Here is a 26,859-nt window from a genome sequence, read left to right as displayed (position 1 = left end):
TTGCGGCCATGCAAAAAGGCCCCGCCGGCGCACGGCGCGGGCGGGGCCTTCGGCACAAGGGGGCATGGCTCAGTGTAGCTGACCGAATCTTTCGATACGATCGCGCAGCGCCTGTTCAGGGCCGATCAGCTCGACCAGTTCCGCTTCGGTGAGGTGAATGTCACGGTGGTGCTCGACGATGCTTTCGTAATCCTCGCCGTTGGCCAGCGCCTGCTCGACCAGAAGGGAGAGCTCCTTGCGATCGTTCAGGCCGGCGGGGTCAAAGCTCTGACGGTTGCGCTCGTGCTGAACGCGCTGTTCACGGCGGCAACGCAGTAATAGATTGTCGGTAATAAAGGGGGCACTCATGGGCTCGATCCTTTGGAAGACGTACCCTGCCATGCTGTTGCGAAGGCCGGGTGTTGTCCATTCGACCCTGGACGTATCGCCAAAGGTCGCGGGTCAGCATCATGGTTGCCGCGTCGCTGCCCGGGCCTGACGCTCAGGTCGCACCGATCTCCTCAAGCAGTGCGTCGCGAAATGCGACCAGTCGGGCGTGACGCTGCGCGGCCAGCTGCCGGCCGGTGGCGGTCTGAAAGCCCGCCTTGAGGGTCAAAAGCTTGGTCTGAAAATGATCCAGCGTGAAGCGCTGATCACTCAGCGCCCGATGCTCGGCCTGTGGATCGAACGGATCATACAGCGCGCTGTCCATCTGACCTGCCGTGTAGAAACAGCGCGCCACCCCCAGTGCCCCGAGGGCGTCGAGCCGGTCGGCGTCCTGCAGGATGCCGGCCTCCAGCGTTTGCGGGGCAATGCCCGCCGAGAAGCTGTGCGCCTCGATGGCATGGGCGACCGCCTCGATGCGCGCGGCCACCCATTTCAGCGAGACGAGAATCGCCCGGGCCTGCTCGGCGGCCAGTCGTGAGGCCTGTGCCCGACGCGGGTCATCCTTGGGCACGTGAACGCCGTCATGCAGCACGGTGGCGGCCAGCAGCAGTGCGCTGTCGCCGCCCTCGGTGGCCATGAGGGTCTGAGCGTTGCGCCATACGCGTGCCAGATGGGCAAGATCGTGAGCACCATCGGCGGATTCGGGCAGCCGGGCCAGCAGCGTTTCGGCCAGTGTCTGATGCGGCGAGAAAAGAGAAGAGGGCATCGCCACAGCATGATCACGTCAGCGGGTGGCGGTCAACGACGCCCTGTCGGGTAGCGATGGTTCGTGTCTACATCAGCCGGGTGCCCAGCGCCACATTCTGGTCCGGCACGCACAGCGTCACGGCGCCATCGTCATTGTGAAAGCCGGTGACCAGACACTCCGACATGATCGGGCCGATCTGTTTGGGCGGAAAGTTGGTCACCGCCACCACCAGTCGCCCGACGAGGCTTTCGGGGTCATACAGCTCGGTGATTTGGGCGCTGGACTTGCGCACGCCGATCTCGGCGCCGAAATCCACCTGCAGCAGATACGCCGGCCGGCGCGCCTTTTCAAACACCTCCGCGTGCGTGATGCGCCCGACGCGCAGTTCCACCTTCGAAAACTCTTCCCAGCTCAGTGTTGACACCGATTGCTCCCTGGCGGCCTGCGCCATTGGTCGTAATAAAAAGTCCTGACCCTACAACTTTGGCAGCTCAGCCGGCCGGTGTATTGACGACATTGGTCGTCTTTTCAAGGACCTGGCAAAAGTCATAACCAAATGGATATGCATTAATGGTTAGGCCGCTATTAGTGATGCACTTGCACTTCTCCTTATGCTCGAGGGATCGAACTCTCGGCTCGTCGTTTGGACATTCGTCCCCCGGCGGTCGCCGAAGCGGCTTGCACTCACGCAGGAGACGAGCATGCAAAAGGGCAGCATCAGCATTGTCGAGAAGATCGGCTTTGGCATGGGGGACGCCGGCAACAACATGACCTTTGCCGCCGTGGTGATGTATCTGTCCTATTTCTATACGGACGTCTACGGCATCTCACCGGCGGTGGTCGGCACCATTTTCCTGTCGATGCGCTTTGTCGATGCCATCACCGACCCGATCATGGGCGCCATTGCCGATCGCACCCGCAGCCGCTGGGGCCGCTTTCGCCCCTGGATATTGTTCATCCCGGTGCCGCTGGCCATCGCCTGCGTGCTGATGTTCACAACGCCGGACTGGTCGGATCAGGGCAAGATCATCTATGCCTTTGCCACGTATGCGGCGATGTCGCTTTTGTACACGGCCGTCAATATTCCCTACTGCGCCCTGGGCGGTGTGGTGACCAGCGACCACCGTGAGCGGGTGTCATGCCAGTCGTGGCGCTTCGTGCTGGTGGGCGTGGCCTATCTGATTCTCAACTCGACGTTGATGCCGCTGGTGGAATGGTTCGGCGAGGGCGATCAGGCCCGCGGTTTCCAGATCACCATGGGGCTGATGTGCGTGATCGCGCTGTTCATGTTCGGCTTTTGCTTTGCCACCGTGCGTGAGCGCGTCCAGCCGGTTGAAAACACCTCCAGCGGGCTGATCACGGATCTGAAAACGCTGGCGGCCAACCCCAAGTGGCGTCAGGTGCTGTCGATTACCTTTTTGCAGGCCTTCCAGTTCTTTCTGCGTCAGGGCGCGGCGATCTACTACGCCACCTGGGTGCTGGGGCTCGGTGCGGCGGGCATCTCGATCTTTGTGACCTCCGGGGTGCTCGGCGGCATGGCGGGCACGGCCATCTCGCCGTTTTTGACCCGTCGCTCGACCAAGCTGCGCGTGTTTATCCTCAGCTCGATTGCGCTGGTGGCGGCCTGCGTGGCGCTTTATTTCGTGCCTGGCGATCAGGTTGTGCTGGCGGCGATCGTGGTGCTTGTGATCAACATCTGCCACGGCATCGGCACGCCGATCGCCTGGGCGTTCATGGCGGACGCCGAAGACTATGGCGAGTGGCAAAGCGGCTATCGCAACACCGGGGTCTCCTTTGCCGGCAACCTCTTTTTCCTCAAGCTGGGCCTGGCGGCGGCCGGCGGGTTGATCGGCTTTATGCTCTCGCTGGGCGGCTATGTCGGCGGCGCCGAGGGGCAAAGCGAGTCGGCGCTGACCATTATCGTGCTGCTCTTTACCCTCATACCGGCGCTGGTCAGCGCCCTGATGACACTGGCCGGCTGGCGCTTCGGGCTGGATGATGCCGAGATGGACCGCATTCGCGTCGATCTGGAAGCGCGCGCCGGAGACCGCTCGGGCCATGCCGGCAACAATAGCGACACACACGCGTCCGGGGCTGCCCGCCCGGCGGCGACCTGACGTTGACTCTGACCACTGACCGGGAGACTCCCATGCAGACCCGCGTGACCCTGCACCGCGACTTTGTGACCAGCACCATCGACGGGCGTCTCTACAGCGCCTTTCTCGAACACATGGGCCGCGCCATCTACGGTGGCATTTATGAGCCCGGCCACCCGCAGGCAGACGCCAACGGCTTTCGTCAGGACGTGCTGTCGCTGGTGCGCGAGCTGGCCCCGCCGCTGGTGCGCTACCCGGGCGGCAACTTCGTCTCGGCCTACAACTGGGAAGACGGCATCGGCCCGCGCGAAGAGCGCCCGGTGCGGCTGGATCTGGCCTGGCACAGCCGTGAATCCAACCAGGTCGGCATCCATGAATTTGCCGACTGGTGCGAGCAGGCCGGCATCGAGATGATGCTGGCGGTCAATCTGGGCTCGCGCGGCATCGACGAGGCGCGCAATTTTCTGGAGTACGTCAACCACCCCGGCGGCAGCGCCTGGAGCGATGAGCGCATCAAAAATGGTCGCAAGGACCCGTGGAACGTGCGGCTGTGGTGTCTGGGCAATGAGATGGACGGCCCCTGGCAGATCGGCCACAAGAGTGCGGCGGAGTACGGCCATCTAGCCAACGAGACCGGCAAGGCGCTCAAGGCCTATGACCGCTCGCTGGAACTGGTGGCCTGCGGCTCGTCAAATCCGAAGATGGCAAGCTATCCGGAGTGGGAAGCCACGGTGCTGGATCACTGCTATGAAACGGTCGATCACATCTCGCTGCACATGTACTTCACCAACCACGAGGACCAGCTCGGCGATTATCTGGCGCTGGCCGAGCAGCTTGATCGCTACATCATGTCGATCGCCGGGGTGATCGACTACATCCAGGCCAAAAAGCGCACCCGCCATCAGGTCCATATCTGCTTTGACGAGTGGAACGTCTGGTATCACAGCGTCCAACAGGACCGCCGCGTGCTGGAAGGCAGCGACTGGCCCTTTGCACCGCCGATTCTCGAAGACGTCTACAACGTCGAGGACGCGCTGCTGATTGGCTGCGTGCTCAACACCTTTATTCGCCGCTCCGACCGGGTGCGCATCGCCTGTATTGCCCAGCTGGTCAACGTGATCGCGCCGATCATGACCGACACCGGCGGTGACGCCTGGCGCCAGACCATCTTCTACCCGCTGATGTTTGCCTCGCGCTACGGTCGCGGCAAGGCGCTGCAGCTCGCCGTCGATGGCCCCACCTATCAGACCCGCGAACTCGAGGACGTGCCGTGTCTGGACATCTCCGCCGTGCACGACGACGAGGGCGGGTTCGTGACGCTTTTTGCCGTCAACCGGCATCAAAAGGAGGCGCTGGATCTGAACGTGGCGCTGCACGGCTTTGACAGCGCCCGGCTGGTCGAGCATCAGTGCCTCAACCATCCGCAGATGAAGGTCGTCAACACGGCCAGCCAGCCGGATCAGGTGCGCCCGGTGGCAGGCGAGGGCGTAGGCGTTGAAGACGGCGCGCTCAAGGGCAGCCTGCCGCCGCTGAGCTATCACATGATTCGCCTGTCGGTGAGCGTGTAGCACTTTCAGCGCCTGAAGCCTGTCCCGAGCCGGCGTCGCCATGGAGCGACGCCGGTTTTTTGCTTATCCAGCGGTAGCCGGTGCGGTAGCTTCCGTGGCGCCCAGTGCCCGGATGGCTTCCTTGCCGCGCACGGTCAGATCGCTGATGAAATGTCCCTGATCGCGCATTTCAAACGGATAGCAGCGCAGTTCGATGTGGGTGCCCACCTCGGCCTGCTCGACAAAGACGATAATTGGCTTGTCATAGCACAGCCACGCACTGGTCAGCGCCACATCGCGCAGGGCGGCGCGCATGCGCTGGGCATCAAAGTCAGGCGCCAGATAAAAGTCGACCACGCACATCAACGTGCGTTCGCCGTCGTTGGAATTGGCAATATTGCTGTCCCAGAGCTTCAGATTCGGCACCGTGATGATGTCGTCGTGCAGGGTGCGAAGCGTGAGTGCGCGCATGCCGACCGAGCGGACCTCACCGTAGTCGCTGCCTACCTTCACCCAGTCACCGGCCCGCCAGGGCGTTTCAAACTGCGCTACCAGGCCGGCGATCAGGCTGCTGATGTAGTCCTTGAAGGCAAATCCCACGGCCACACCGACCGCGCCGGCAATGACCAGAAAGTTTTGCACGGAGACATTGACCACCATCGGGATGATCCAGGCCACGGCAAGCGTTATCGCCACCAGTCGAAAGATCGGCACGGCCCCCAGCAGCCACAGTCGCAGCCGATTGGGGCCGCGCTCTGCCATCCAGGGCAGGGTGCGTCTGACCAGAGAAATGGCAAGCCAGGTGGCCAGAATAATCAGGGCAATATTGATAAAGTGAATATCGCCGATGTCGCGAATGATCTGGGCGGCGTTGGGGGGCGTCGATTCCTGCTGTGCCATGAGAGCTCCTTTTTATTCAAAACCACATTGTTAAGCGCAGACGCACTCGCAACGCCTGCCGCCTGAATCACCAGGCGTCAAGCGGAAAGCCGGCCGTGGCCAGACCCTCGCGAATGGCGGGGTAGGCGGCCGGTCGGCAGTAGTAGCGCCCGTCCCGCTCACCGATAAAGCCGGCGCGGTGCAGGGCATGGCGCATGCCCTGAGTCCCCGGGTCGGGCAGAACACGCTCAAGCTCCCGAGCGCCAAGATCTTCGTGAATCAAAAGGGCCTGTAGAATCAGCAGGGCCTGAGTGCCATCGCTGCCGGGCAGCGAGAACTCCTCCAGCGCCACCACCCAGAGCGTTTGCCGGTCGTCTTCGCTGTGGTCGTTGTCGTCAGCGTCGCGGGCCTTTTTGATGCTGCGCTGCCAGATGTGCCAGGCCACCCAGGCAATCCCGCGGCTACGAGCGGCCAGCGTCTCAAAGTACTCCTCGCGCGGCCTGTCCTTTTTGTCGAGGGCAAAGATGTTCTCGCCGTTGCTGTTCAGACGAAAGCGGGTGCCCTCAACGGCCTGCTCTCTGGCGATGTCGGCGATCCAGCAGCGAAGCCGCGGCTCATCAAAGGGTTTAAAGGTCAGCGGCTCCGGCAAAATCAGATGGGCATCGACTGCCTTGCACAAAAACGCCCAGGCCCAGCTGTTGCAGCCGATCACGCAGTGGCGCTCAAGGCCGGCCAGCGCTTCCAGCAGCGCCCGGATCAGGCCCAGGCCGCATCGGTGGCGTAAAAACCAGTCTTCAAGCCTTGGGATGACCAGTACGCCGTCACCGGAAAGATCCAGTGTCTGCTCGGGGGTATCCATCAGCAGGGCATCCCGCGCAGGCGGTGCCAGCACGTCATGATGATGGCGCCGGGCCCACTGCCGGAGCAGGTCCTGTTCATTGCAGGGTGGCAGCACGATGGGTTTAAGCCAGTGTCTGGGCGCGGCGTCGGTGGCCCAGTCGGCCAGGGTGTCGTCCAGCTCGTCCATCAGCGGGTCGCAAAACGGCGGCGTGGCCAGGTCGCCGAACACATCGGCACTGTCGTCCAGGCGGTCTTCGGCAATAAAAGGGGTTTTATCGCGGCGCGTCAGCAGGGTGCGCAGGCGCATCATGGCCATCTTGAGCGCGGCACGCTCGGGCCAGGGAGGCACCTCGAGGTCTGCAAGCGCAATCAGCGGATGGGGCTCGGGTGGGGGCGTATTACAAATCATGAAAGGAAAAGCACTCCTGCAGCCAGGGCCGATAGCAAGGTATATCGTAACCTCCTGTTACCTTATAGCGCAGGATGGTGTCTCGAGCGATGCTATAACGGGGTCCAAAGCGGCATTGGACATGGCAATGCTCATGCAAAATGGCCTGGGTGATGCCAGAAATGGCGTAAGATGCCTGCCCGTTTACGCTTTCAACAGGACAAAAGAATGTCAGCACTGCCCCATTGCCCCGCCTGTGACGCCGACTACACCTATGAAGACGGCGCGCTGTTCGTCTGCCCCATGTGCGGCCATGAGTGGGCGCAGTCCGGTGACGACGCCGCCTCTTCTGCCGAAGACAGTCGTGATATCCGTGATGCCCACGGCAACGCACTCGTCGATGGCGACACCATCACGGTGATCAAGGATTTGAAGATCAAGGGCTCGTCACAGGTGGTGAAGGTCGGCACGCGAGTGAAAAACATCCGCCTGGTCGATGGCGATCATGACATCGACTGCAAAATCGACGGCATCGGCGCGATGAAGCTCAAGTCCGAGTTCGTCAAGAAAGCCTGACAAGGCCTCGGATTCCTGTTCCAGGGCACGGCTTTTCCGGATCGGTGCCAGAGTGTTTCACGTGAAACACACACGATTGATCGTGTGACACAGCGGGTGACGCCGCGCCCATGGCCCGTATAATGCGCGCTCTTATGCCTTTTGCTTATTGAAGGGCGTTTTTTTATGGCAACCGACAGCAGAGCGTCATGAGCACAACGTCATCCGACGGCCCGGAGATCCCCGAGCCCCGCGGCACGTCCCGCGATTTCAAGCGCAGCATGCAGTCACGCCACCTGGTGATGCTGTCACTGGGCGGCGTGATCGGCACCGGACTTTTTCTGAGTTCGGGCTATACCGTCAATCAGGCCGGCCCGCTGGGAGCAATTCTGGCCTATCTGATCGGCGGCGTGGTGGTCTATCTGGTCATGATGTGTCTGGGCGAGCTGTCCGTGCACATGCCTGAAACCGGCGCCTTCAGCGCCCATGCCACGCGCTATATCGGCCCGGGTACCGGCTACACAGTGGCCTGGCTCTACTGGCTGACCTGGACGGTGGCGCTGGGCTCGGAGTTCACGGCCTCCGGGCTTTTAATGGCGAAATGGTTCCCGGACGTGCCGATCTGGATCTGGAGCGCGCTCTTTGCGCTGATCGTCTTTTTGACCAACGCCTTCACGCCGAAAATCTTTGCCGAGACCGAGTTCTGGCTTTCCCTGATCAAGGTCGCCACCGTGGTGATCTTCATCATCGTAGGGGCGGCGGCAATTTTCGGGTTCGCCGGGCCGGAAGGTCAGCCGGCGCCGATGTTTCATAACCTCACCCGGGAAGGGTTCTTCCCCACCGGCATCATGCCGATTCTGGTCACCATGCTGGCGGTAAGCTTTGCCTTCTCCGGCACCGAGCTGATCGGCATCGCCGCCGGGGAGACCGAAGACCCGGAGAAGAACGTGCCGCGCGCCATTCGCGCCACGCTCTGGCGGCTGGTGGTCTTTTTTGTCGGCACCATCGTGGTGATTGCGGCGATGCTGCCGCGCGAACAGGCCGGTCTGGTCGAAAGCCCGTTCGTGACCGTCTTTGCCATGACCGGCATCCCGCACGCCGGGGACATCATGAATTTTGTCATCATCACGGCGCTATTGTCGGCGGCCAACTCGGGGCTCTATGCGGCCTCGCGCATGCTGTGGTCGCTGGGCGAGCAGCGCACGCTCCCCTCGGTGTTTGCCCGCGTCACTCGCGGCGGTATTCCGCTCAATGCGCTGCTGTTCAGCATGCTCGGCGGGCTTCTGGCGCTGCTTTCGAGCGCCTTCGCGCCGGATACGCTCTATCTGGTGCTGGTGTCGATCTCGGGTTTTGCCGTGGTGGCGGTCTGGATGAGCATTGCCGTCAGCCAGATGTGCTTTCGCCGTCAGTTCGTGCGTGGCGGCGGCGACCCGGCAACGCTGGGCTATCGCACGCCGTTCTACCCCTGGGTGCCGCTGGGCGCCTTTATCGCCTGTCTTTTGTGCTTTGTCGGCATCGCCTTTGACCCGACCCAGCGCATCGCCCTTTACTGCGGCATACCCTTTATCGCGGCGTGCTATCTGGCGTTTTATCTGACCGACCCGCGCCGCAAGGGTGCGCCCACCGCCCGTGTCCAGGAGAGACCATGACCCACGCTGCCAACCCCATCGCTGACGCCCTGTCCCGGCATCCGCTGCTGATCGTCGACGGGGCGCTTGCCACCGAACTCGAGGCGCGCGGTTGCGATCTTAACGATAGCCTCTGGTCGGCGCGCGTACTGGCCGAGAGCCCCGAGCTGATCCGTCAGGTGCATCTGGACTATTTCAGGGCCGGCGCTGATATCGCCATCACTTCCAGCTATCAGGCCACTATCGAGGGCTACATGGCACGCGGCATGAGCGAGAGCGAGGCGCTGGAACTGATTGCCCGCTCGGTCCGTCTGGCCGCTCAGGCGCGCGATGACTTCTGGCACGAGGCCGATCACGAGGGCCGGCCAAAGCCACTGGTCGCCGCCTCGGTTGGCCCCTACGGCGCCTGGCTGGCCGACGGCTCGGAGTATCGCGGCCACTACGGTATCGATGAGGCCGATCTGGTCGATTTTCACCGCGCCCGCATGGCCGCGCTGGTGGCCGCCGGTGCTGATGTGCTGGCCTGTGAAACCATGCCCTCGCTGATCGAGGCAAAAGCGCTGGTGACCGTGCTGGCGGAGTTTCCGGAGATCAGCGCCTGGATTACCTTTACCGCCCATGACGGCGAACACATCAGCGAAGGCACGCCCATTGCCGAATGCGCCCGCTGGCTTGATCAGCAACCTCAGGTCGCCGCGCTGGGCGTGAACTGCACCGCACTTGAACACATTTCTTCGCTGCTGGAGCAGATGGCCGCGGCCACCGACAAGCCGTTGATTGTCTACCCCAACTCGGGCGAGACCTATGACGCGGCCAGCAAGACCTGGCAGGGCAACTGCGGTGCGTCTCACGGCGGCGGCTTCGGCGAGCAGGCTGGACAGTGGTACGCCCGCGGGGCGCGGCTGATCGGCGGGTGCTGTCGCACCACGCCCGAGGATATCCGCGCCGTGGCGGCCTTTCGTGCCGGGCTGTAAAGCTGCGATGCGCGCGTCATGACATCTGCCCGTCCGCCGGACGGGCATTTTTTTGCCTGTCATTAAAGTGGCTTACCGCATGGTGGCGACAAAGGAGCTACGCTTTTGGCAAGCGTACCGAATCCAGGTTTGATCAGGAGTAATCATCATGAAGTCATATCGCGTGCTGGCCCTTTTACCGCTGGCAGCCCTTCTCAGCGCCTGTGGCGACTCTCAGGAAGCCAGCGAGAGCAATTTCCGCTCGGCGCTGCAGGATGATGTCGGCAACATGGGCCCGGCGATCTGTCTGGAAGCGCCGGCACCGCGCCTGCCGTTTGTGATGGACAAGCGCGCCATCAGCCAGAACCCGGACATGGCCGATCGCGCCAAACGTGCCAATGCGCTGGTGGATGCCGGCCTGCTCGAGCGTGAAGGCTTAAGCGATGGACGTCTGCGCTACAAGCTGACCGGCGAAGGGAGTGACCGTTACGCTCGCGCCCATGGCCTCGAGCAGGGCGGGTTCTGCTTTGGCAAGGTGCGCATTGAAGGGGTCGACAGCTTTACCCCGGCCCAGGAAATTGCCGGTGGCTACACCGTCTCGCATGTGCGCTACAGCTACAGCGTTCGTGACGTGCCGAGCTGGGCCGAGGAAGACAGCCTGCGCAAGGCCTACAAGGGCGGCCTTGAGGGCATGGAAGATACCCGTCACAAGCGCGCCATGATGATCCTGACCAACCAGGGATGGCAGACCGAGCGTCGTTTCGCCGAGTAATCGCGCTGTCGTGTCAAAAGGGCGTGTGACCAAAGCGCCTGCAAAAAAGGCGGCCCCTCGGGGTCGCCTTTTTCATGGTCGGGCAGTGATGCACAGCGCTCGGACTCAGCCGTGCCAGCCCGTGGCCTGTGCCGCGATCAGAATCACCATGGCAATCCCGACCCACATGCCAAACAGCGGCAGGAAAAAGCGCACCCACTTCTGCCAGGGCACACCGGCCAGGGCCAGCGTTGCCATGAAATAGCCCGAGGTGGGGTAGAGAATATTGCCGATGCCGTCGCCAAGCTGATAGGCCAGCACCGCGGTCTGGCGGGTGACGCCGACCACATCGGACAGTGGCGCCATGATCGGCATGGTCACCAGCGCCTGGCCGCTGCCCGAGGGCACGACGAAGTTAAAGCCCAGCTGGGCCAGATACATGCCCAGCGCCGACAGCGCCGTGGGCAGCCCGCCGACCAGATGGCCCAGAGAATGCACCATGGTGTCGAGCACCTGACCATCCTCCAGCACCACGGCGACGGCGCGGGCGATGCCGGCGATCATGGCGCCCATCAAAACGTCCCGAAAGCCCTCGTTGAAGCCCTCGCAGATCTCATCGATTTTCAGCCCCGCGACCAGACCGGCCACCACGCCCATGACGATAAAAAGCCCGGCCATCTCCGACATGAACCAGCCGCGGCCCAGCACGCCGTAGACCAGTACGCCGAACAGGCCGAGCGTGACCGCAATGCAGAGCTTCTGGCGATGGGTGGCGGGTGTCGTGACCTCGTTGAGGGCGTGCTGATAGCGCGAGCGCTTTTGCTGCTCGTCCGCCTCGTCATGCATCAGGCTCGCCTCGGGATTGTCCCGCACGCGCCGGGCATAGCGAATCACCCAGAACACCGCGACCGCCAGCATGCTGATCAGTGCGACCAGGCGCAGGCCAAAGCCCGAATAGAGCGGCAGATTGGCCAGCTGCTGGGCCAGGCCCGTATTGATCGGGTTGATGACCCCGGCGGCAAAGCCGGCCGTGGTGGCACACAGAGCGATGGCGGCGGCCGTGACCGAGTCAAATCGCAGCGCGATCAAAAGCGGCAGGATCACCGGCACATAGACCAGCGACAGCTCCTGGGTGCCGATGATGGTAGCCAGCACGGCAAAGAGCACCATCAGCACCGGAATGACCCACAGGCTGCGCCCGGCGAAGTGGCGGGTCAGGTGATCGACCCCCAGCTCGATGATGCCGGTACGGCGCAGCACGGCAAACATGCCGCCGATCAGCAGGGTAAAGAACACCACCTCCCCGGCGCTGAGCAGTCCGCGCGGGATGGCCAGCAGCAGCTCGGTGGGCCCGGCCGGGCTGGCCGGTATCCAGTGAAAGGAGTCGGCATCGATGGTGGTGCGTCCGTTGGGGCCGGGAATGGTGTCGTAGGCACCGGCCGGAATCAGCCAGGTGGCCAGCCCCGCCAGCAGAATGAAGATGAAAAGAATGGCGTAAATATGCGGAATCTGAAACGAACGTTTCTTCGGCGGACGTTCGGACGGGCTACGGGAGGGATCCTGTGACATCGTGGATGGCTCATTGTTGTTGATTGGACATCAGGGCCGTCTCTCAAAACGGCCTCATGCGCTGATAGTTTCACAACCGGGCATCCGACGAAAGTCGGACCGGCGCGAAAGTCTCGCCCCGGTCCGTGATCAGGCAGTGCCCGGCGCTTGAGGCCTGGCTACATCAAAAAGTTGATGCCGATCAGCAGCAGCAGCGCGGCAAACAATCGCTTGAGCAACACGGGAGAGAGCCGGTGGGCCAGCCGCACGCCCAGCCGCGCCGAGAGCATGCTGGTCAGCGCGATCCCCAGTACCCCCGGCAGATAGACATAGCCGATACTCCAGGGCGGCAGATCGGCGTGATTGTGGCCAAACCACATAAACGATAGCGCGCCGGCAATGGCGATCGGCAGGCCGCAGGCCGCCGAGGTGCCCACCGCATGCTGGGCCGGCAGGTTACGCCACAACAGAAACGGCACCGTCAGCGAGCCGCCGCCGATGCCGAAAATCGCCGAGGCCCAACCGATGATGGTACCGCCGCCGATCAGCCACGGCTTTCCGGGCGGGCGGTAGTCCGTGCCGCCGCCCTTCGGGCGCAGGTTAAAGGCGATCTGGATCGCCATGGCGATGGCAAACACCCCGATCACCGTTTGCAGATCACCGCCTGGTATCCACGAGGCGGTCAGCGCCCCCAGCGCGCAGCCGGCCACGATGCCGATACTCATCCAGCCCACCAGCGGCCAGCGTGTGGCCCCTTTCAGATGATGGCCGCGAATCGAGTTGATCGAGGTAAACACGATGGTGGCAAGCGAGGTGCCCACCGCCAGATGGGTCATGACGGCCGGGTCGACCCCCTGCAGGGTAAAGCTGTAGATCAATACGGGAACGATGATCAGCCCGCCGCCGACGCCAAAAAGCCCCGCCAGAATGCCGGCCACGATGCCAAGCGCCATATAGAGAAGAAAGATCATGCGACATCCAGAGTCATCGTAAACGCGTCATCGGGCGAAGGGAGCCGGTCGGGTATCGGGCCGGCGTGTCGACAAGCATAGCGCCTTCGGCGCCCGCGGTAGAGCCCGCACGGACCGTGTTTTTTTGACCCTTCTGGCTTAACAAAGCGTTACGACATTGGCGCCAGGGGGCTATCGCGTCCACAGTAAAGGTTAATCTGAATCTACCTTTTGCCGACGCGCCGTCGCTATCCGGGGCGAGTCGCGCGCGCAGTCTTGACCGATGGCACAGGGAATGTGGCGTATCACCTCACAGGAATGTTTAACGATGACAAAAAGACAGGTTGCCAATCCGGCACGAGAGGAGGGGTTTGCCCCGCTGGGCGACTACGCCGCCATTGGCGAGGGGCGCTCGGTGGCGCTGATTGCCCTTGATGGCGCCATCGACTGGTGGTGTGCGCCGAGCATGGATGCCCCTCCGCTGTTTGATCGGCTGCTGGAGCCTGAAGTGGGTGGTTACTTCTCGCTCACCCCGCGTGATGACTACCGTGTCGAGCGACACTATCGCCAGAACAGCAACGTGCTGGAGACCACCTTCATTACCGAAAGTGGCCAGGCACGGGTGACCGAGTCGATCAACAGCAACACCGCCGGGCGCCTGCCCTGGTGCGAGCTGGCGCGGCGCGTGGAAGGCCTTGAGGGGGAGGTGGCGTTTGATATCTGCTTTCATGCCGGCACCCGCACCGAGACGGTCAGCCCCTGGCTGCAGAAAACGCCCATGGGCCGGGTCTACAATATCGGCCATCTGATGGCGATGCTGCGCTGCTCCGATGATGTGGAGATCACGGCGTGCTGCGACCGCTACACCGAAGGCACGCTCACCGCTCGTGAGGGGCAGCGCTCAATGGTGGCGCTTTTGGCCACCGAGGGTCAGCCGCTGGCCGTGCCCTCCATCGACAGCATCGACGAGCGCATCGAGGTCAGCGACTTTGCCTGGCGCGACTGGGTCGAAAAGCTCGACTTTGACGGCGAATACTCCGAGTGGGTCCATCGCTCGGCGCTGGCGCTGAAGTTTCTGCTTTATTCGCCGAGCGGGGCGATTGCCGCGGCGGCCACCACCTCGCTGCCCGAGCGTATCGGCGGCGACAAGAACTACGACTATCGCTACGCCTGGGTGCGCGACGCCTGTCTGATGATCAAGGCGTTCGTGCATGCCGGCGCCATCGAGGAGTCTCAGGCGGCGTTTTCGTGGCTGACCCAGACGATCCGACGCCATGGCCCCGACATGCGGGTGTGCTACACCCTTGAGGGCGATCTGATCCCGGCCGAGACCCACCCGCCGCTGACCGGCTACAAGGGATCAACCCCGGTACGGGTGGGCAACAATGCCCGCGATCAGATCCAGCTGGGCATGTATGGCGACATGCTTGCCACGGCGACGCTGTTTATCGACGCCGGCCATATCATCGATATCGATACCGCCCGGCTGCTGGGTGATCTGGCCAACCAGTGCGCCGATCGCTGGCGCATTCGCGATGCCGGTATCTGGGAGCTGCCCGGTGACAACCAGCACTACACCCACTCCAAGATGGCCTGCTGGCTGGCGCTGACCCATGCGGTGCAGCTGGCCGACGACGGCCATATCGAGCCGACCTGGAAGGACCGCTGGAAGCGGGAAAAGGATCGCATCGCCGACTGGATCGAAACCCACTGCTGGTCCGAGGCGCGCGGCGCCTACGTCTTTTACGAAGGCGTGGAAGGGCTGGATGCCGCGCTGTGTCTGACCCACCGTTTCGGCGCCGAGGTCAATCGTGAGCGCATGCTCTCGACCTATCGCGCCATTCGCGAAGAGCTGGGCCGCGGGTCGCTGATCTATCGCTACTCCGGCGTCCACGAGGAAGAGGGTGCCTTTGTGGCCTGCTCGTTCTGGCTGGTCGAGGCGCTGGCGGCCCTTGGCGAGAAGGAAGAGGCTCGCGAGCTGATGGATGAAGCGCTTGAGGCCACCAACGGCAACCTGGGGCTTTTGACCGAGATGGTCGATCCCTCCACCGGTGAGCATCTGGGCAATGTGCCCCAGGGGCTCAGCCACCTGGCCCAGATCTGTGCGGCCAATGCCCTGTCCGGGCGCACCGTCGAGGACGCGCACTACTAGGTTCTCGGCGCCCCTGGCAAAAGGAAACGCCCCCGACACTCAGAGCCGTGCCGGGGGCGTTTTGTTGTCGCCGCCATCGCCTTCTTCGAATGTCCCATCGGCAGACAGGCGCCGACGGTGCCATGCTCGACCAATCTCAAAAGAGCGGCCACCGGATCAGAAGGAGAAAGCCATGATTGGAAAGGGCGTTTTGTGTGCCACCTGCGGCGTACAGTATGAGACGGCAACGCCGCCCGAGCACTGCCCGGTCTGTGAGGACGAGCGTCAGTACGTGCCGCCCGGTGGTCAGCGCTGGACCACGCCCGAGACGCTTGTCGCGCAGCATGCCAACGCGTTTAAACAGCTCATGCCCGGGCTTTTGAGCCTTCGCACCACGCCGAAATTCGGCATCGGCCAGCGGGCGCTGCTGCTGCAGACGCCGCACGGCAACGTGCTGTGGGACTGCCTTAGCCTGCTCGATGACGCCACGGTTCACCTCATCAACGGCCTCGGCGGGCTGGCGGCCATCGCGATTTCCCATCCGCACTACTACAGCACCATGGCCAGCTGGGCCGAGGCCTTTGACTGCCCGGTACATCTGCACGGTGACGACCGCGAGTGGGTGATGCAGCCTTCCGAGCGGCTGTCGTTCTGGCAGGGCGACCGACTCGAAGTGCTACCGGGCGTGACCCTCTACCGGCTGGACGGGCACTTCCCCGGGGCCTGCGTATTGCATGATGCCGAGAAGGGTGTACTGCTGGGCGGCGATACGCTGCTGGTGATGCCGGATGGCAAGCCCTCGTTCATGTGGTCGTATCCCAATAGCATTCCGCTACCGGCGAGTCGGGTCCGGGCGATGGGGGAGACGCTTGAAACGCTGGCATTCGATGCCCTCTACTGCGCCTTCCAGGGCAGCGAAATCGTGGAAGGCGCCGGTGAGACCGTGCAGTATTCGGTGGCGCGCTACTGTCGCGCGCTCGAGTAGCGCCCCGCGCCGGCGCGCATACGACAACGCCCCCGTGCCGGCTGTCGGCGCGGGGGCGTGATCTGGCGTCTGCGTTTGATTACTGCGCGGGCACTGCGCGAATCAGCGCGTCATCGCCGTTGTCGGTCAGAATCCACAGCGCCCCGTCCGGGCCCTGTTCGACATCGCGGACCCGGCCCAGGTCTTCGAGATAGCGCGCCTCACCGGTGACGCGGCCGTCTTCCAGGCTCAGCTGAACAATCCCGCCGGGCTTGAGCGAGGCGATCAGAATATCGTTTTGCCATCCTTCAAACAGCTCGCCGGTATAGAAGGTCATGTCGCCGGGCGCGATGACCGGGTCCCAGTAATAGACCGGCTGCTCCATGCCCTCCTGCTGCGTAATGCCCTCACCGATATCCGCGCCGGAATAGTCCTCGCCGTAGGTAATCACCGGCCAGCCGTAGTTGAGCCCGGCCTCGGGGCGGTTGAGCTCGTCGCCCCCTTTCGGGCCGTGTTCGATGGTCCAGAGCTCGCCTGTCCCGGGATGCAGGGCGGCGCCCTGGAGGTTGCGGTGGCCGTACGACCAGATGCTGTCCATCGCATCCTCGCGGCCCACGAAGGGATTGTCGTCGGGTGTGCTGCCGTCGGCGTTGACCCTGACCACCTTGCCGATCGTGTTGTCCAGCGTCTGGGCCAGCTGGCGCGGCTCGACCAGCGAGCGCTCGCCCAGGGTGATGAAGAGCCGGCCGTTATTGTCCCATATGAGCCTGGAGCCAAAGTGTTTGGTGGACTCCCAGCCCGGCTGCTGCTGGAAGATGATCTCGACATCGCTGAGGCGCGTGTTGTCCTCGGAGAGGCGGCCGCGGGCCACGGCGGTGCCGTTTTGATCGCCATCGCGCGGCTCGGCGTAGCTCAGATAGACCCGGCGCTCGGTGTCGAAATCGGGGCCGAGACTGACATCCAGCAGGCCGCCCTGGCCTCTGGCATCCATCTCGGGAAGGCCTTCGATCGGCTCGGACATCTCGCCATCCGGCGTAATGAGCCGCAGCCGGCCGGCGCGCTCGGTGACCAGCATGTCGCCGTCGGGCAGAAAGGCGATGCCCCAGGGGTGTTCCAGGCCGTCGGCGATGATCTGCGTGTCGAGCTCGAGGGTATTTTCCAGCTGCGGTGCGCGGGTCTGATCCTCGAAGGCCGGCGTCTGTGAGGGGACGTTGGGTGGGCCGACATCGACCGGCTCGGCCACGGCAGGCGCCGTGGTCATCAGAACGGCAACAAAGGGCGATAGAAACGGCACGACACGCATGGGCACTCTCCAGGTGGTCTGAATCAATGATAACGGTCTGATTCAGCCTCGCATGCCACACGCGTCGATGCCCGGCGCCTTCAGCTCCGGCTCAAGCCGAAGCGCCGGGGGCGAGCTCGACTAGAGCATGCCGTCGGCGATGGCGCGTGCCATGGTCGGCGCCAGCGGCAAACGGGGCAAAAGCGTGGCCTGGTAGGCGTGATAGAGATCCGGCTTGCCCGACCATACGGTGTTTGACGGTTGATTGTGACGATCAAGCTCCTGATGCCAGCTGCCGCGCTCGCGGTCGATCATGAAGCGGTCGATGTAGTCCCAGAACCGTCGATACCAGCGCTCGTAGTCACCACTGCCGGTGCGCTTGAGCAGCATCGCGGCGGTCGCGGCGGCCTCGGCCACCACCCAGTGCATACGCTCGTGCACCACCGGCGCATTGTTCCAGTCGTGGGTATAGATCAGCCCCGGTTCGCCATCGACCTGCCAGGCCAGCTCGGTGGCGCTGTGAAACAGGCCGCGGGCGTCCTCGAGCAGCCAGCCCGGCGTCTCGTCGCCCTCGCGTAGCAGGCTGCCTTCCAGATGCAGCATCAGCCGCGCCCACTCGAACGCGTGGCCGGGCGTGGCCCCATAGGGGCGAAACGCATCGCCGGGCTTGTCCCGGTTGTAATCGCGCCACTCCTGCCAGTCGCTGTCGAAATGCTCGACCACTCGATAGTCGTTGGGGCGTGCGTGGGCGTGGATGATCCTTTCGACAATCGACAGGGCGCGCCGGCGCCATACGGGCGCCTCGAGCACGTCGGCAAGCTGTAAAAAGGCCTCGGTGGCGTGCATGTTGCTGTTGCCGCCGCGATACGCCTCGTCATCATTCCAGTCGCGGGAGAAGCCCTCGCGCAGCCGGCCCTCATTTTCATCCCAGAAGTGCGTCTCGAGCATGTCGGTGATGTCGTCGAGCAGCGGCCCGGCGTCGTCATGACCGGCCTGCCAGGCGCTGGCGGCGGCGAGTGCGACAAAGGCGTGGATGTAGGCCTGCTTGGTCTGCGTTTCGCCCTCGCGCGGCAGCTCGCCATACCAGCCGCCGTGCTCGTCATCGTGCAGGGCGCCGCGCAGGGCGGCCACGCCGTGGGCCACCAGCGGTGCGGCACCGGGTTCGCCACGCATGGCGGCCAGCGCAAAGCAGTGGGTCATGCGCGCGGTAATCATGGTGTCGGGATGGGCGTCCTCCAGCAGTCGGCCGTCGTCGTCCAGCGCGGCAAAGCCGCACTCGGGATGGCGCGAGGCGCGATAGAAGGCCAGCAGGCGCTGGCCCTCGGTCTCGAGCCAGTGATGGTGGGCGCGGCGGTCGAGCCAGCTGTCGCTACGCGGGGAAAGATGTTGTGTGGTGCCGGGCATGGGGGTCAGGGCCTCCTTTATCCGTGATATAACGGTGCCGACCCGGCCAGAGAACGGCAGTGCCGGGGCGGGCAATAACCGCGCGCAGCCCCTGACGAGGGTCAGCGTCATGTGTCTGATATCCTGGTGGGCGTACAATCACCCCGCAAGGCTCATTCTCAATCCAAAAGGCAGCGTCGGCACCATGTCTCCCGAACTCTTCTGGGCCTTTCTGGCCGCCTCGGTACTGATCAGCATTACGCCCGGCGCGGGCGCCATCAATACCATGTCCAACGGCATTCGCTACGGACTCAAGCGCACCCTGCCGGCCATTCTCGGACTGCAGGTGGGGCTGGGGCTGCAGATTCTGGTGGTGGGGGCCGGTCTGGGCGCGCTGCTGGCGTCCTCGGAACTGGCCTTCATGCTGATCAAGTGGGTCGGGGTGGCGTATCTGATCTATCTGGGTATCAGCAAGTGGCGAGAGAAGGCCGTCGACATCGAGGCGGCCTCGAGCGATGCGCCCCGGGAGGGCGCCATGGCGCGCTTCTGGAAAAGCGTGCTGGTCAATGTGACCAACCCCAAGGCGACCATTTTCATGATCGCACTGCTGCCGCAGTTTCTCGACCCGGCGCTGTCGCGTGTGGCGCAGTTTACCGTCATGGGGGTCACCATGATCGGCATCGACATCCTGGTGATGTGCGGCTTTGCCGGCCTGGCCACCCTGGTGGCCCGCTGGCTGCGCTCACCGCGTCAGCAGCGGCTGCTCAATCGCGTGTTCGGCGGGCTTTTCGTGTTCGTGGCCGGGCTGCTGGCGACCTGGCGCGCCTGAGGGCGTCAGGTGATCTCGCGCCAGGGCATGTCGATCGTCTCGGGAAAAGAGGTCGTGTCGACAGGCGGTCGCAGCGGCTGCATCAGCTGGCCCCACCACCGGTCGTGCTCGGGCGTTTTGAAGTTCTTGAGCCCGCCGGTGGGTGTGAAGGTGATCTCGCCGAAATAGATGTGACCCGCTGTCAGATACAGATCCACCCGGGCAAAGTCGAACCCCTCGGACAGCCTTTTGGCCACCTCGATGGCGTCATCAAGGCGTTTGGGTTTCGGGATTCGCCGCCCGGTGGTGAAACGGTCCTTGACCACCTCGACCAGATTCCAGTCGACGTCGTAGTAATCCACGGCAAAATCGGTGAAGCGGTCCTGCACCACCTCGATATAGATTTCGGGGTCACGCCGGTCCGGGCGTCGAAAGCAGTAGAACTTGAAGTCCATGGGCGGGCGGTTGTAGTCATCGAGCAGCAGCGCTTCAAACAGCAGCCGGGGCTCGATCTCCCGATAGTGCGACTCGCGGCTGACGGCGTAGTAGTCGGCGTTCATCCAGTGTCTGCCGATGCTGTCCAGAAGCTGTAGCGGGTAATCCTGCTTGTTTCTCACCAGCAGATTGAAGCCCGAGCCGTGATTGCCCTTCATGACAAAGCTTTCCGGCAGCCGGGCGTACATGGCCGGCGTCAGCTCGGTTGTCTGGCCATGACACGGAATCAGATACTCGTCACCGACAATGGCGGCCACGTAATCGCGTACCGCGTACTTGTCGCTTAATATCGAGTACACCGGCTCAGGGTCAAAACGACGCCGGCAGATCTTTTCATTAAAGGTCTGCGGGCGGTTCAGATCCGGAAACTTTCCAAACTCGCGTCGGTAAACAAACGAGACATACAGCTTGTCGTTGATACGCGATGTCAGTGCCTTGCGCGCTCTGCGAGCGAGCGATCTGCAGGTGGCGCCGGGTGTCCTCTGCCCGGTGCCGTCGACGGGGGCTCCCCTCATGCCACTGATCCCTTGATTCCAGGAGGACAAGACTTCGTCCTCGTTATGTAAGCGTCTTGTGTTTCTTAAGGTGACATTGTGCTGCGCTTATCACTGTGCTGGAAAAGTCATGTTTTCAACTTAAGATCGCGCAGACCGTCTGATTCGGCAGTCATTTTAATTTGTTACCACACAGAAAGGCCGCTCGCCCCGGGTGTGGTGGCGAACGGCCTGCCATGGCGTTTGTCCCCGTTTCATGGCTGAAAACGCCCTGCCGGCAGGCCGACAGGGCGTTTTGTCAGCCGCCGGCAGGCGGGTAGAACCAGTCGACGACGCCCAGGGTCATGAAGGGCACGTAGGTCACGATCATCAGCAGTACAAACAGCGCGCCGATCATGGGCAGGTTGACCTTCGTGGTCTGCCACATATCGGTTTTGGCAATCGAGCAGGAGGTCGCCAGCACCGAGGCCACCGGCGGAGTCTGCTGGCCGATGGCCAGATTGAGCGTCAGAATCAGACCGAACTGGATGGGGTCGACACCGATCTGCTGGATCAGCGGCATCACGATCGGCACCACCAAGATAATGGCCGCCGCACCGTGCAAAAACATGCCCAGTACCAGCAGCAATACGTTCAAAAGTGCCAGCACCAGAATCGGGTTTTGCGTGATGTCCAGAATGCCGCGGGCGAGCTGCTGCGGGATCTGCATTTCGGTGAGATAGACCCCCAGAATGGCCGAGGTGGCCACCAGCAGCATGACCACCGACGTCTGCACTACGCCATCCAGCACGGCGCGATACAAAAGCCTTGCGTTGAATTCGCGGTAGATGCACCCACCGATGACCAGCGCAGCCAGCACTGCGATGCCGGCGCCTTCGGTGGCCGTGACAAAGCCGCTGAAGATGCTGCCCAGAATCACTACCGGCAGTAAAAGCGCCCAGAAGGCCTCTCGAAACGCCTTGCCCAGCCGTGACAGGGAGAAGCTCTCCTCGCGCGGCAGGTTGTATTTGACCGCGTAGTAATAGCAGCAGCCCGCCAGCAGCACGCCGCCCAGAATGCCCGGCACGATCCCGGCCACGAACAGCTTGATGATGGAGGTTTCGGCGATGGCGCCGTAGAGAATCATCGACAGCGACGGCGGAATAATGATGGCAAGCGAGGCCGAGGATGACGTGATGGCGGCGGCGAAGTTGGCGTTGTAACGTCGCTTTTTCATCTCCGGAATCAGAATCGAGCCGGTGGCGGCCACATCGGCCACGGCCGAGCCCGAGATCTCGGCAAAAAACATCGACACGCCCACGTTGACCATCGCCAGCCCGCCCCGGACAAACCCGATCAGCGCCGAGACAAAGTTGATCAGCCGCTTGGACAGCCCGGTGGTGTTCATCAGGGCGCCGGCCAGAATGAACAGCGGAATGGCCACCAGCGGAAAGCTTGAGGCCCCGGTAAACAGCGCCAGCGGCACGTTGACCAGTGAATCAAACCCCTGAGCAACAATGATGCCTACCACCGCGACCACGCCGATGGCCACGGCAATGGGCACATTGACCAGCACCAGGGCAAACAGTGCCGGAATCACGAGCAAAATATTCATGAGCGTCTCCCGTGCTCGGCGTGGCTGGCCTGCGCTTCTTCAATCGCGGCGTCGATCTCTGCCTGCTCGCTGTCCCGGTTTTGCTGCATGTCGCGCCAGGCCTGCGGCATGCTGACCAGCTCACAGAGAATAAAGAGCACCGCGCTGATGGGGATCACCGACTGCACCACGTCCATGGTGACCGAGGGGAGCGAGGCCATCGTGTCCCAGCCCACCACCGGCAGTACCAGATAGCCATACCAGGCAATGATGGCGTAGAAGGCGATCACAACGATTTCCGAAAATACGAACAGCGCGGCGCGAAGCGGTACCGGCATCTTTTTGACCAGCCCGGCAAAACCCATGTGCGCGCGCTTGAGCGCGGCCAGGGCGGCGCCGTAAAAGCTCAGCCAGCAAAGCCCGATGGCGGCGACCTCGTCGTACCAGGGCAGCGACCAGCCCAGCGTGCGATAGAACACTCCCATCAGCACCACGACTGTCAGCGCCAGCAAAAGCCCGACGCAGAAGACCTCCAGCGTTTTCTCCAACGCCGTTTTCAATAGATGACCCACGCCGCGCTCCCCCGGCGCATGCGCGGGGGAGGCCTCCTTCGGTCGCGTGCGGGGGAACCCCTCCTGCGAGTGTGTCTGTGCCATGACGTACTCCCTTGTCGTTGTGCGTCACCGGTCAGTTTTGGCCTTCAGCGCCGCGGGCCCGCTCGATCAGGGTCTCGCCCCCGTCGACCCGTTCGGCGAAGCGCTCGTAGACCGGCTGGCTGGCCTCGATAAAGGCGTCGCGATCCACCTCATTGATGTTGATGCCTTCGGCTTCAAAGCGCTCAAGCAGCTCATCGTCGATTTCCTGACCGCGCTTGAAGGCCCACTGCTGGGCGGCCTGCGCCTCTTCATGGATCGCCTCGCGGACTTCCCGGCTCTGGCGGTCCCACCAGTCCAGGCCGGTCATCAGCCAGAAGGGTGAATAGACGTGATTGGACATCGACAGATAGTTTTGAACCTCATGAAGACGCGCGCCGTAGATGTTGGTCAGCGGGTTTTCCTGACCGTCGATGACGCCCGTCTGCAGGCCGACAAAGACCTCGGAAAAGGCCATCGGCGTGGGGTTGGCGCCCCACTGGGTGAACATCATGCTGCGCCACTCGCTGGGCGGAACGCGGATCTTGAGGCCCTTGAGATCGGTCGGGGTGTTGATCGCACGACGATTGTTGGTGATCTGGCGAAAGCCGTTTTCCCAGGTCGAGATCGGCACCAGCCCGCGTGCTCGCGCCCGCTCGGCCAGTTCGGTCATGACCAGCTCATCGTTAATGCGCTGCATCTGTTCGCGACTGTTGATCAGATACGGCAGGTCAAACAGCGCAAAAGCCGGCACGACCGAGGACATCACGGTGGAGATGCCGGCCATGTCGACGGTTTTCAGGCGCAGTTTCTGCACCAGCTGCTTCTCGTCGCCGATCTGGCCGCTGTCGTAATACTCGATCTGGTAGTCATCGCCCAGCCGTTCCTGCAGGGCGTCGGCAAAGCGTTTGGTCGTCTGGCCCTGTAGGCTCTGGGCCGAGCCACCGATGGCGATGGTGATCTTCTCGGCCAGGGCCATGCCGGGGGCGGCCAGCAAACAGCTCGCCACCGCGGCCGCGATCAAGGGGGAAATCCGAATGCGCATCATGAGGTCACTCCTTTAGACAGGATGCCCGGGCGGGCGGAAGGATCAGTCGTTTGTGGCAAGCGCTCGGGCATCGCGGGCGCGCGTTGCCATGCGGGCGGCCAGCAATAGCGCCTGGCGCGAGGCGCCGATGTCGGCGACGCCGCGCCCGGCAATGTCGTAGGCCGTGCCGTGGGCCGGCGTACACACCGGAAAGGGGAAGCCGCCGAGCATCGTGACGCCGCTGTCAAAGCCCATCAGCTTCATCGCGATCTGGCCCTGGTCGTGATACATGGTCAGCACTGCGTGATAGCCCTCGCGCGGGGCGCGCAGGAAAACCGTATCCGCTGGAAAGGGCCCTTCGACATCCCAGCCCCGGTCACGGGCCTGTGCCACCGCCGGGGCGATAATCTCGATCTCCTCGGTGCCGAAGTTGCCACCGTCGCCGGCGTGCGGATTAAGACCTGCCACCGCGATGCGCGGCGTTTTGATGCCGGCCTGCTCAAGGCACTGCTGGGTCAGCGCGATCTCTTCGAGAATGGCCTTTTCATTGAGGGCTGCGGCGACCTGCGACAGCGGGATGTGCGAGGTCACCCGGGCATTCCAGATGTTGTCGAGTATGTTGAATTCACGCGCTTTGCCTTCAAAGCCGACGGCGCGCGCTACAAAGCGGATCTCGTCGTCATAGTCGGGGTTGGCGTAGCGCATCGCCTGCTTGTTGAACGGCGTAAAGCACACCGCCTCCACTTGCCCCTCACCGGCCAGCGCCAGCGCCTCGTTGAAGTTGCGCGAACAAAAGGTGCCGCCGGCCAGCGAGGGCACACCGCGCTCGATGTCATCGACTGCCAGATGACCGAGATCGATAAAGGCGGCCTGATCCGGCGGGCTGTCCTTCAATGCGTCAAGGGTGGTCGTGATCAGCTCGGGAGAGAGACTGGCCGCGCGGGCGCCTTCATCGAAAATGCGCCGATCGCCAATGATCACCAGCCTTGCGGCGGCGTTGACGGCCTCATCGGTGGCCAGTCGGGCGGTCAGTTCCGGGCTGATGCCGGCCGGGTCGCCCATCGCCAGCGCGATCAGGGGGCGGTAGGTTCCAGCAGAGGTGGTATGGGTCATGGCATGTCTCACCGTTGGCGAAGGAAAAATCCTGCTTGACGATGAGCCTGCGCCCGAATGAATAATGTATACATTATACGTTGGTCGTTAAATGCTTCTGAGCCTCCTGGACATAAGTTCAAGCACAGCAGGGCGCAACACGACTTACGCTCAGGGCAGGGCACGGCCACGGATATCTGCCCTGTATCGATGTCAAAAGGCCGGCATTTTGCCCATTGCAACGAGTGAGACCCATGAACAACAGACCCACCCCCCGTGATGGCACGCCAGGCACCATCGCACGTGCGTCGCTGCATGACGCCATTACCAATCGCCTGCGTGACATGATCATTGAAGGCGAGCTCGAGCAGGGCGCGCGCATCTATGAAGGCCCGCTGTGTGAGTCTCTGGGCGTATCGCGTACGCCCCTGCGCGAGGCGCTGCGCTTTCTGGCAAGCGAGGGGCTGGTGGAGCTGGTCCCGCAGCGCGGCGCCCGCGTGCGTCAGTTCTCGGCCCGCGATATCGAGGACATGCTGATTCTGATTCGCTCGCTGGAGGAGCTGGCGGCTCGACTGGGCTGTCAACGTGCCGACGATGACGAGATTGCCGGAGTGCGGGCGCTGCACGAGCGCATGCTGGCCTGCTATCACCAGAGGGACCGGCTTGAGTACTACAAAAACAATCAGCTGATCCACTCGGCGATGGTGGCGCTGTCTCACAACGAGCCGCTGATCCAGACGCACGACTCGCTGCAGTCACGGCTCAAGCGGGTGCGCTTTATCGGCCATGATGGCCCGGACAAATGGGCCGCCGCCGTCGATGAGCATGAACGCATCATGACAGCGCTGGAGGCCCGCGATGAAAACGCCCTGGTCGCCGCGCTGGGAGAACACCTGGGCTATGCCTGGGAGCGGGTCAGAGATGTCGTATAGCCGGAACGGTCAGCCTGTCGCGGCAGGGCCCCGGCGGGGCAGATAGTGCACGTGCAGACAGCCATGATGCGGCGAGCGCTCGATCACGGTGTCCACGCCGTAGACGTCTCTAATACGCTCAGGCGTAAGTACTGACTCCGGCGTGCCGGCAGCCGCCACGCGGCCTTCCTTGAGCAGTACCAGCTGATCGCAGAACATGGCGGCGAGGTTGAGATCGTGCAGGGCCATCACGCAGGTGGTGGACAGCCGCCGGACCAAGGCAAGAATCTCGAGCTGGTGCTGGATGTCGAGATGGTTGGTGGGCTCATCGAGCAACAGCTCCCGCGGGCGCTGGGCCAGCGCTCGGGCAATATGGACGCGCTGGCGCTCGCCGCCGGACAGCGTATGCCAGCTCTGGTGGCGCCGGCTGCCCATGCCGACCTGGGCCAGCGCCTGCTCCACGGCGGCGGTGTCGGCGGCGCCCCAGCCGCTGAGAATCGAGCGCCACGGGGTGCGGCCCAGCCGGACCACGTCCAGCACGGTGACATCGGCATCGGTGGTGGCGCTTTGCTCGACCAGCGCCAGCCGCCGGGCCACGTCGCGGCGTCCCAGCTGATCGATCGAGGTGTCATCGAAGGTGATCACGCCGTCGGTGGCGCGGCGCAGGCCACACAGAAGGCGCAGCAGCGACGACTTGCCCGAGCCGTTGGGGCCGAGCAGGGCGACAGTCTCGCCTGGGGTGATCGCAAGGCTCACGTCATCAACGATCAGGCGACCGGCCGTCGACCAGCTCACCCCGTTGGCCTGTATCGACATGC

General features: G+C 63.2%; 25 protein-coding genes. 10 read left to right on the top strand and 15 right to left on the bottom strand.

The window, feature by feature from the left end; translation table 11 throughout:
* Nucleotides 1-69 precede the first annotated feature (69 nt).
* The 3 genes from ACXMYO_RS13510 to ACXMYO_RS13500 form a co-directional block, all read right to left on the bottom strand.
* Nucleotides 70-348: a hypothetical protein gene (locus ACXMYO_RS13510; protein WP_438765296.1), complete on the bottom strand. Its 279-nt coding sequence runs from the start codon at nt 346-348 to the stop codon at nt 70-72.
* A 133-nt stretch (nt 349-481) separates the two neighbouring features.
* Nucleotides 482-1,132, bottom strand: a complete 651-nt coding sequence (locus tag ACXMYO_RS13505) for an HD domain-containing protein (RefSeq protein ID WP_457809094.1) — start codon at nt 1,130-1,132, stop codon at nt 482-484.
* Nucleotides 1,133-1,199: 67 nt separating this feature from the next.
* Nucleotides 1,200-1,538 (bottom strand): tRNA-binding protein, encoded by a 339-nt coding sequence (locus tag ACXMYO_RS13500; RefSeq protein WP_457809093.1) that lies wholly within the window; start codon nt 1,536-1,538, stop codon nt 1,200-1,202.
* Nucleotides 1,539-1,815: 277 nt separating this feature from the next.
* Between ACXMYO_RS13500 and ACXMYO_RS13495 the strand changes: the two genes are divergently transcribed.
* Together ACXMYO_RS13495 and arfA are read left to right on the top strand one after the other, a co-directional pair.
* Nucleotides 1,816-3,231, top strand: coding sequence for a glycoside-pentoside-hexuronide (GPH):cation symporter (locus ACXMYO_RS13495; RefSeq protein ID WP_457809092.1), 1,416 nt, complete (start codon nt 1,816-1,818; stop codon nt 3,229-3,231).
* 32 nt (nt 3,232-3,263) lie between these two features.
* Complete coding sequence (gene arfA / locus ACXMYO_RS13490) at nt 3,264-4,778, top strand: arabinosylfuranosidase ArfA (RefSeq protein WP_457809091.1); 1,515 nt, start codon at nt 3,264-3,266, stop codon at nt 4,776-4,778.
* A 63-nt stretch (nt 4,779-4,841) separates the two neighbouring features.
* On the opposite strand, the gene ACXMYO_RS13485 is transcribed toward arfA, so the two are convergent.
* On the bottom strand, nt 4,842-5,657 hold the full coding sequence (locus ACXMYO_RS13485; protein WP_457809090.1) for a mechanosensitive ion channel family protein: 816 nt from the start codon (nt 5,655-5,657) through the stop codon (nt 4,842-4,844).
* Between the two features lie 67 nt (nt 5,658-5,724).
* Complete coding sequence (locus ACXMYO_RS13480; protein ID WP_457809089.1) at nt 5,725-6,885, bottom strand: hypothetical protein; 1,161 nt, start codon at nt 6,883-6,885, stop codon at nt 5,725-5,727.
* Between the two features lie 207 nt (nt 6,886-7,092).
* On the opposite strand from ACXMYO_RS13480, the gene ACXMYO_RS13475 reads away from it, so the two are divergent.
* From ACXMYO_RS13475 to ACXMYO_RS13460, 4 genes are all read left to right on the top strand, one after another.
* A complete protein-coding gene (locus tag ACXMYO_RS13475) occupies nt 7,093-7,440 on the top strand; it encodes a zinc ribbon domain-containing protein YjdM (protein WP_457809088.1) in 348 nt (115 codons plus the stop codon).
* A gap of 188 nt (nt 7,441-7,628) precedes the next feature.
* Nucleotides 7,629-9,068, top strand: a complete 1,440-nt coding sequence (locus tag ACXMYO_RS13470) for an amino acid permease (protein WP_438765288.1) — start codon at nt 7,629-7,631, stop codon at nt 9,066-9,068.
* Entirely contained in the window at nt 9,065-10,021 is a 957-nt protein-coding gene (gene mmuM, locus ACXMYO_RS13465) for a homocysteine S-methyltransferase (RefSeq protein ID WP_457809087.1), read from the top strand. The genes ACXMYO_RS13470 and mmuM overlap by 4 nt, the downstream gene beginning before the upstream one ends.
* Before the next feature lie 148 nt (nt 10,022-10,169).
* Nucleotides 10,170-10,772: a hypothetical protein gene (locus ACXMYO_RS13460; protein ID WP_438765286.1), complete on the top strand. Its 603-nt coding sequence runs from the start codon at nt 10,170-10,172 to the stop codon at nt 10,770-10,772.
* A 105-nt stretch (nt 10,773-10,877) separates the two neighbouring features.
* Here the strand turns inward: ACXMYO_RS13460 and ACXMYO_RS13455 are convergent, their stop codons facing one another.
* Complete coding sequence (locus ACXMYO_RS13455; protein ID WP_457809086.1) at nt 10,878-12,320, bottom strand: YfcC family protein; 1,443 nt, start codon at nt 12,318-12,320, stop codon at nt 10,878-10,880.
* A gap of 158 nt (nt 12,321-12,478) precedes the next feature.
* On the bottom strand, nt 12,479-13,270 hold the full coding sequence (locus tag ACXMYO_RS13450) for a TSUP family transporter (RefSeq protein ID WP_438765281.1): 792 nt from the start codon (nt 13,268-13,270) through the stop codon (nt 12,479-12,481).
* A gap of 307 nt (nt 13,271-13,577) precedes the next feature.
* Between ACXMYO_RS13450 and ACXMYO_RS13445 the strand changes: the two genes are divergently transcribed.
* Both ACXMYO_RS13445 and ACXMYO_RS13440 read left to right on the top strand, forming a co-directional pair.
* A complete protein-coding gene (locus ACXMYO_RS13445) occupies nt 13,578-15,401 on the top strand; it encodes a glycoside hydrolase family 15 protein (protein WP_457809085.1) in 1,824 nt (607 codons plus the stop codon).
* A gap of 172 nt (nt 15,402-15,573) precedes the next feature.
* Entirely contained in the window at nt 15,574-16,365 is a 792-nt protein-coding gene (locus tag ACXMYO_RS13440) for an MBL fold metallo-hydrolase (RefSeq protein ID WP_457809084.1), read from the top strand.
* Nucleotides 16,366-16,444: 79 nt separating this feature from the next.
* Here the strand turns inward: ACXMYO_RS13440 and ACXMYO_RS13435 are convergent, their stop codons facing one another.
* A complete protein-coding gene (locus ACXMYO_RS13435) occupies nt 16,445-17,647 on the bottom strand; it encodes a PQQ-dependent sugar dehydrogenase (RefSeq protein WP_457809083.1) in 1,203 nt (400 codons plus the stop codon).
* Between the two features lie 120 nt (nt 17,648-17,767).
* A complete protein-coding gene (locus ACXMYO_RS13430; RefSeq protein ID WP_457809082.1) occupies nt 17,768-19,141 on the bottom strand; it encodes a D-mannose isomerase in 1,374 nt (457 codons plus the stop codon).
* Between the two features lie 73 nt (nt 19,142-19,214).
* On the opposite strand from ACXMYO_RS13430, the gene rhtB reads away from it, so the two are divergent.
* Complete coding sequence (gene rhtB, locus ACXMYO_RS13425) at nt 19,215-19,838, top strand: homoserine/homoserine lactone efflux protein (RefSeq protein ID WP_457809081.1); 624 nt, start codon at nt 19,215-19,217, stop codon at nt 19,836-19,838.
* A gap of 5 nt (nt 19,839-19,843) precedes the next feature.
* Here the strand turns inward: rhtB and ACXMYO_RS13420 are convergent, their stop codons facing one another.
* The 5 genes from ACXMYO_RS13420 to ACXMYO_RS13400 all read right to left on the bottom strand — a co-directional run bounded on the left by ACXMYO_RS13420 (nt 19,844) and on the right by ACXMYO_RS13400 (nt 25,151).
* Nucleotides 19,844-20,827 carry an ATP-grasp fold amidoligase family protein gene (locus tag ACXMYO_RS13420; RefSeq protein WP_457809080.1) on the bottom strand — a complete coding sequence of 328 codons (984 nt, stop codon included), beginning with the start codon at nt 20,825-20,827 and terminating at the stop codon, nt 19,844-19,846.
* Between the two features lie 277 nt (nt 20,828-21,104).
* Complete coding sequence (locus ACXMYO_RS13415) at nt 21,105-22,400, bottom strand: TRAP transporter large permease subunit (RefSeq protein ID WP_438765274.1); 1,296 nt, start codon at nt 22,398-22,400, stop codon at nt 21,105-21,107.
* On the bottom strand, nt 22,397-23,035 hold the full coding sequence (locus tag ACXMYO_RS13410) for a TRAP transporter small permease (protein WP_457809079.1): 639 nt from the start codon (nt 23,033-23,035) through the stop codon (nt 22,397-22,399). The genes ACXMYO_RS13415 and ACXMYO_RS13410 overlap by 4 nt, the downstream gene beginning before the upstream one ends.
* A 31-nt stretch (nt 23,036-23,066) precedes the next feature.
* Nucleotides 23,067-24,059, bottom strand: a complete 993-nt coding sequence (locus ACXMYO_RS13405) for a TRAP transporter substrate-binding protein (RefSeq protein ID WP_457809078.1) — start codon at nt 24,057-24,059, stop codon at nt 23,067-23,069.
* A gap of 42 nt (nt 24,060-24,101) precedes the next feature.
* On the bottom strand, nt 24,102-25,151 hold the full coding sequence (locus tag ACXMYO_RS13400; protein ID WP_438765271.1) for a 4-hydroxythreonine-4-phosphate dehydrogenase PdxA: 1,050 nt from the start codon (nt 25,149-25,151) through the stop codon (nt 24,102-24,104).
* Nucleotides 25,152-25,384: 233 nt separating this feature from the next.
* On the opposite strand from ACXMYO_RS13400, the gene ACXMYO_RS13395 reads away from it, so the two are divergent.
* Entirely contained in the window at nt 25,385-26,062 is a 678-nt protein-coding gene (locus ACXMYO_RS13395; RefSeq protein WP_457809077.1) for a GntR family transcriptional regulator, read from the top strand.
* Nucleotides 26,063-26,071: 9 nt separating this feature from the next.
* Here ACXMYO_RS13395 and ACXMYO_RS13390 read toward each other — a convergent pair whose 3' ends face one another.
* The gene (locus tag ACXMYO_RS13390) at nt 26,072-26,857 is read right to left on the bottom strand and encodes an ABC transporter ATP-binding protein (RefSeq protein ID WP_457809076.1); all 786 of its coding nucleotides are present in this window, start codon (nt 26,855-26,857) and stop codon (nt 26,072-26,074) included.
* Nucleotides 26,858-26,859 lie beyond the last annotated feature (2 nt).

It is taken from the genome of Kushneria sp. EE4, from assembly GCF_977968315.1.
Note: the sequence above shows the minus strand (reverse complement) of the source record. Positions and strands in the feature narration are given on the sequence as shown.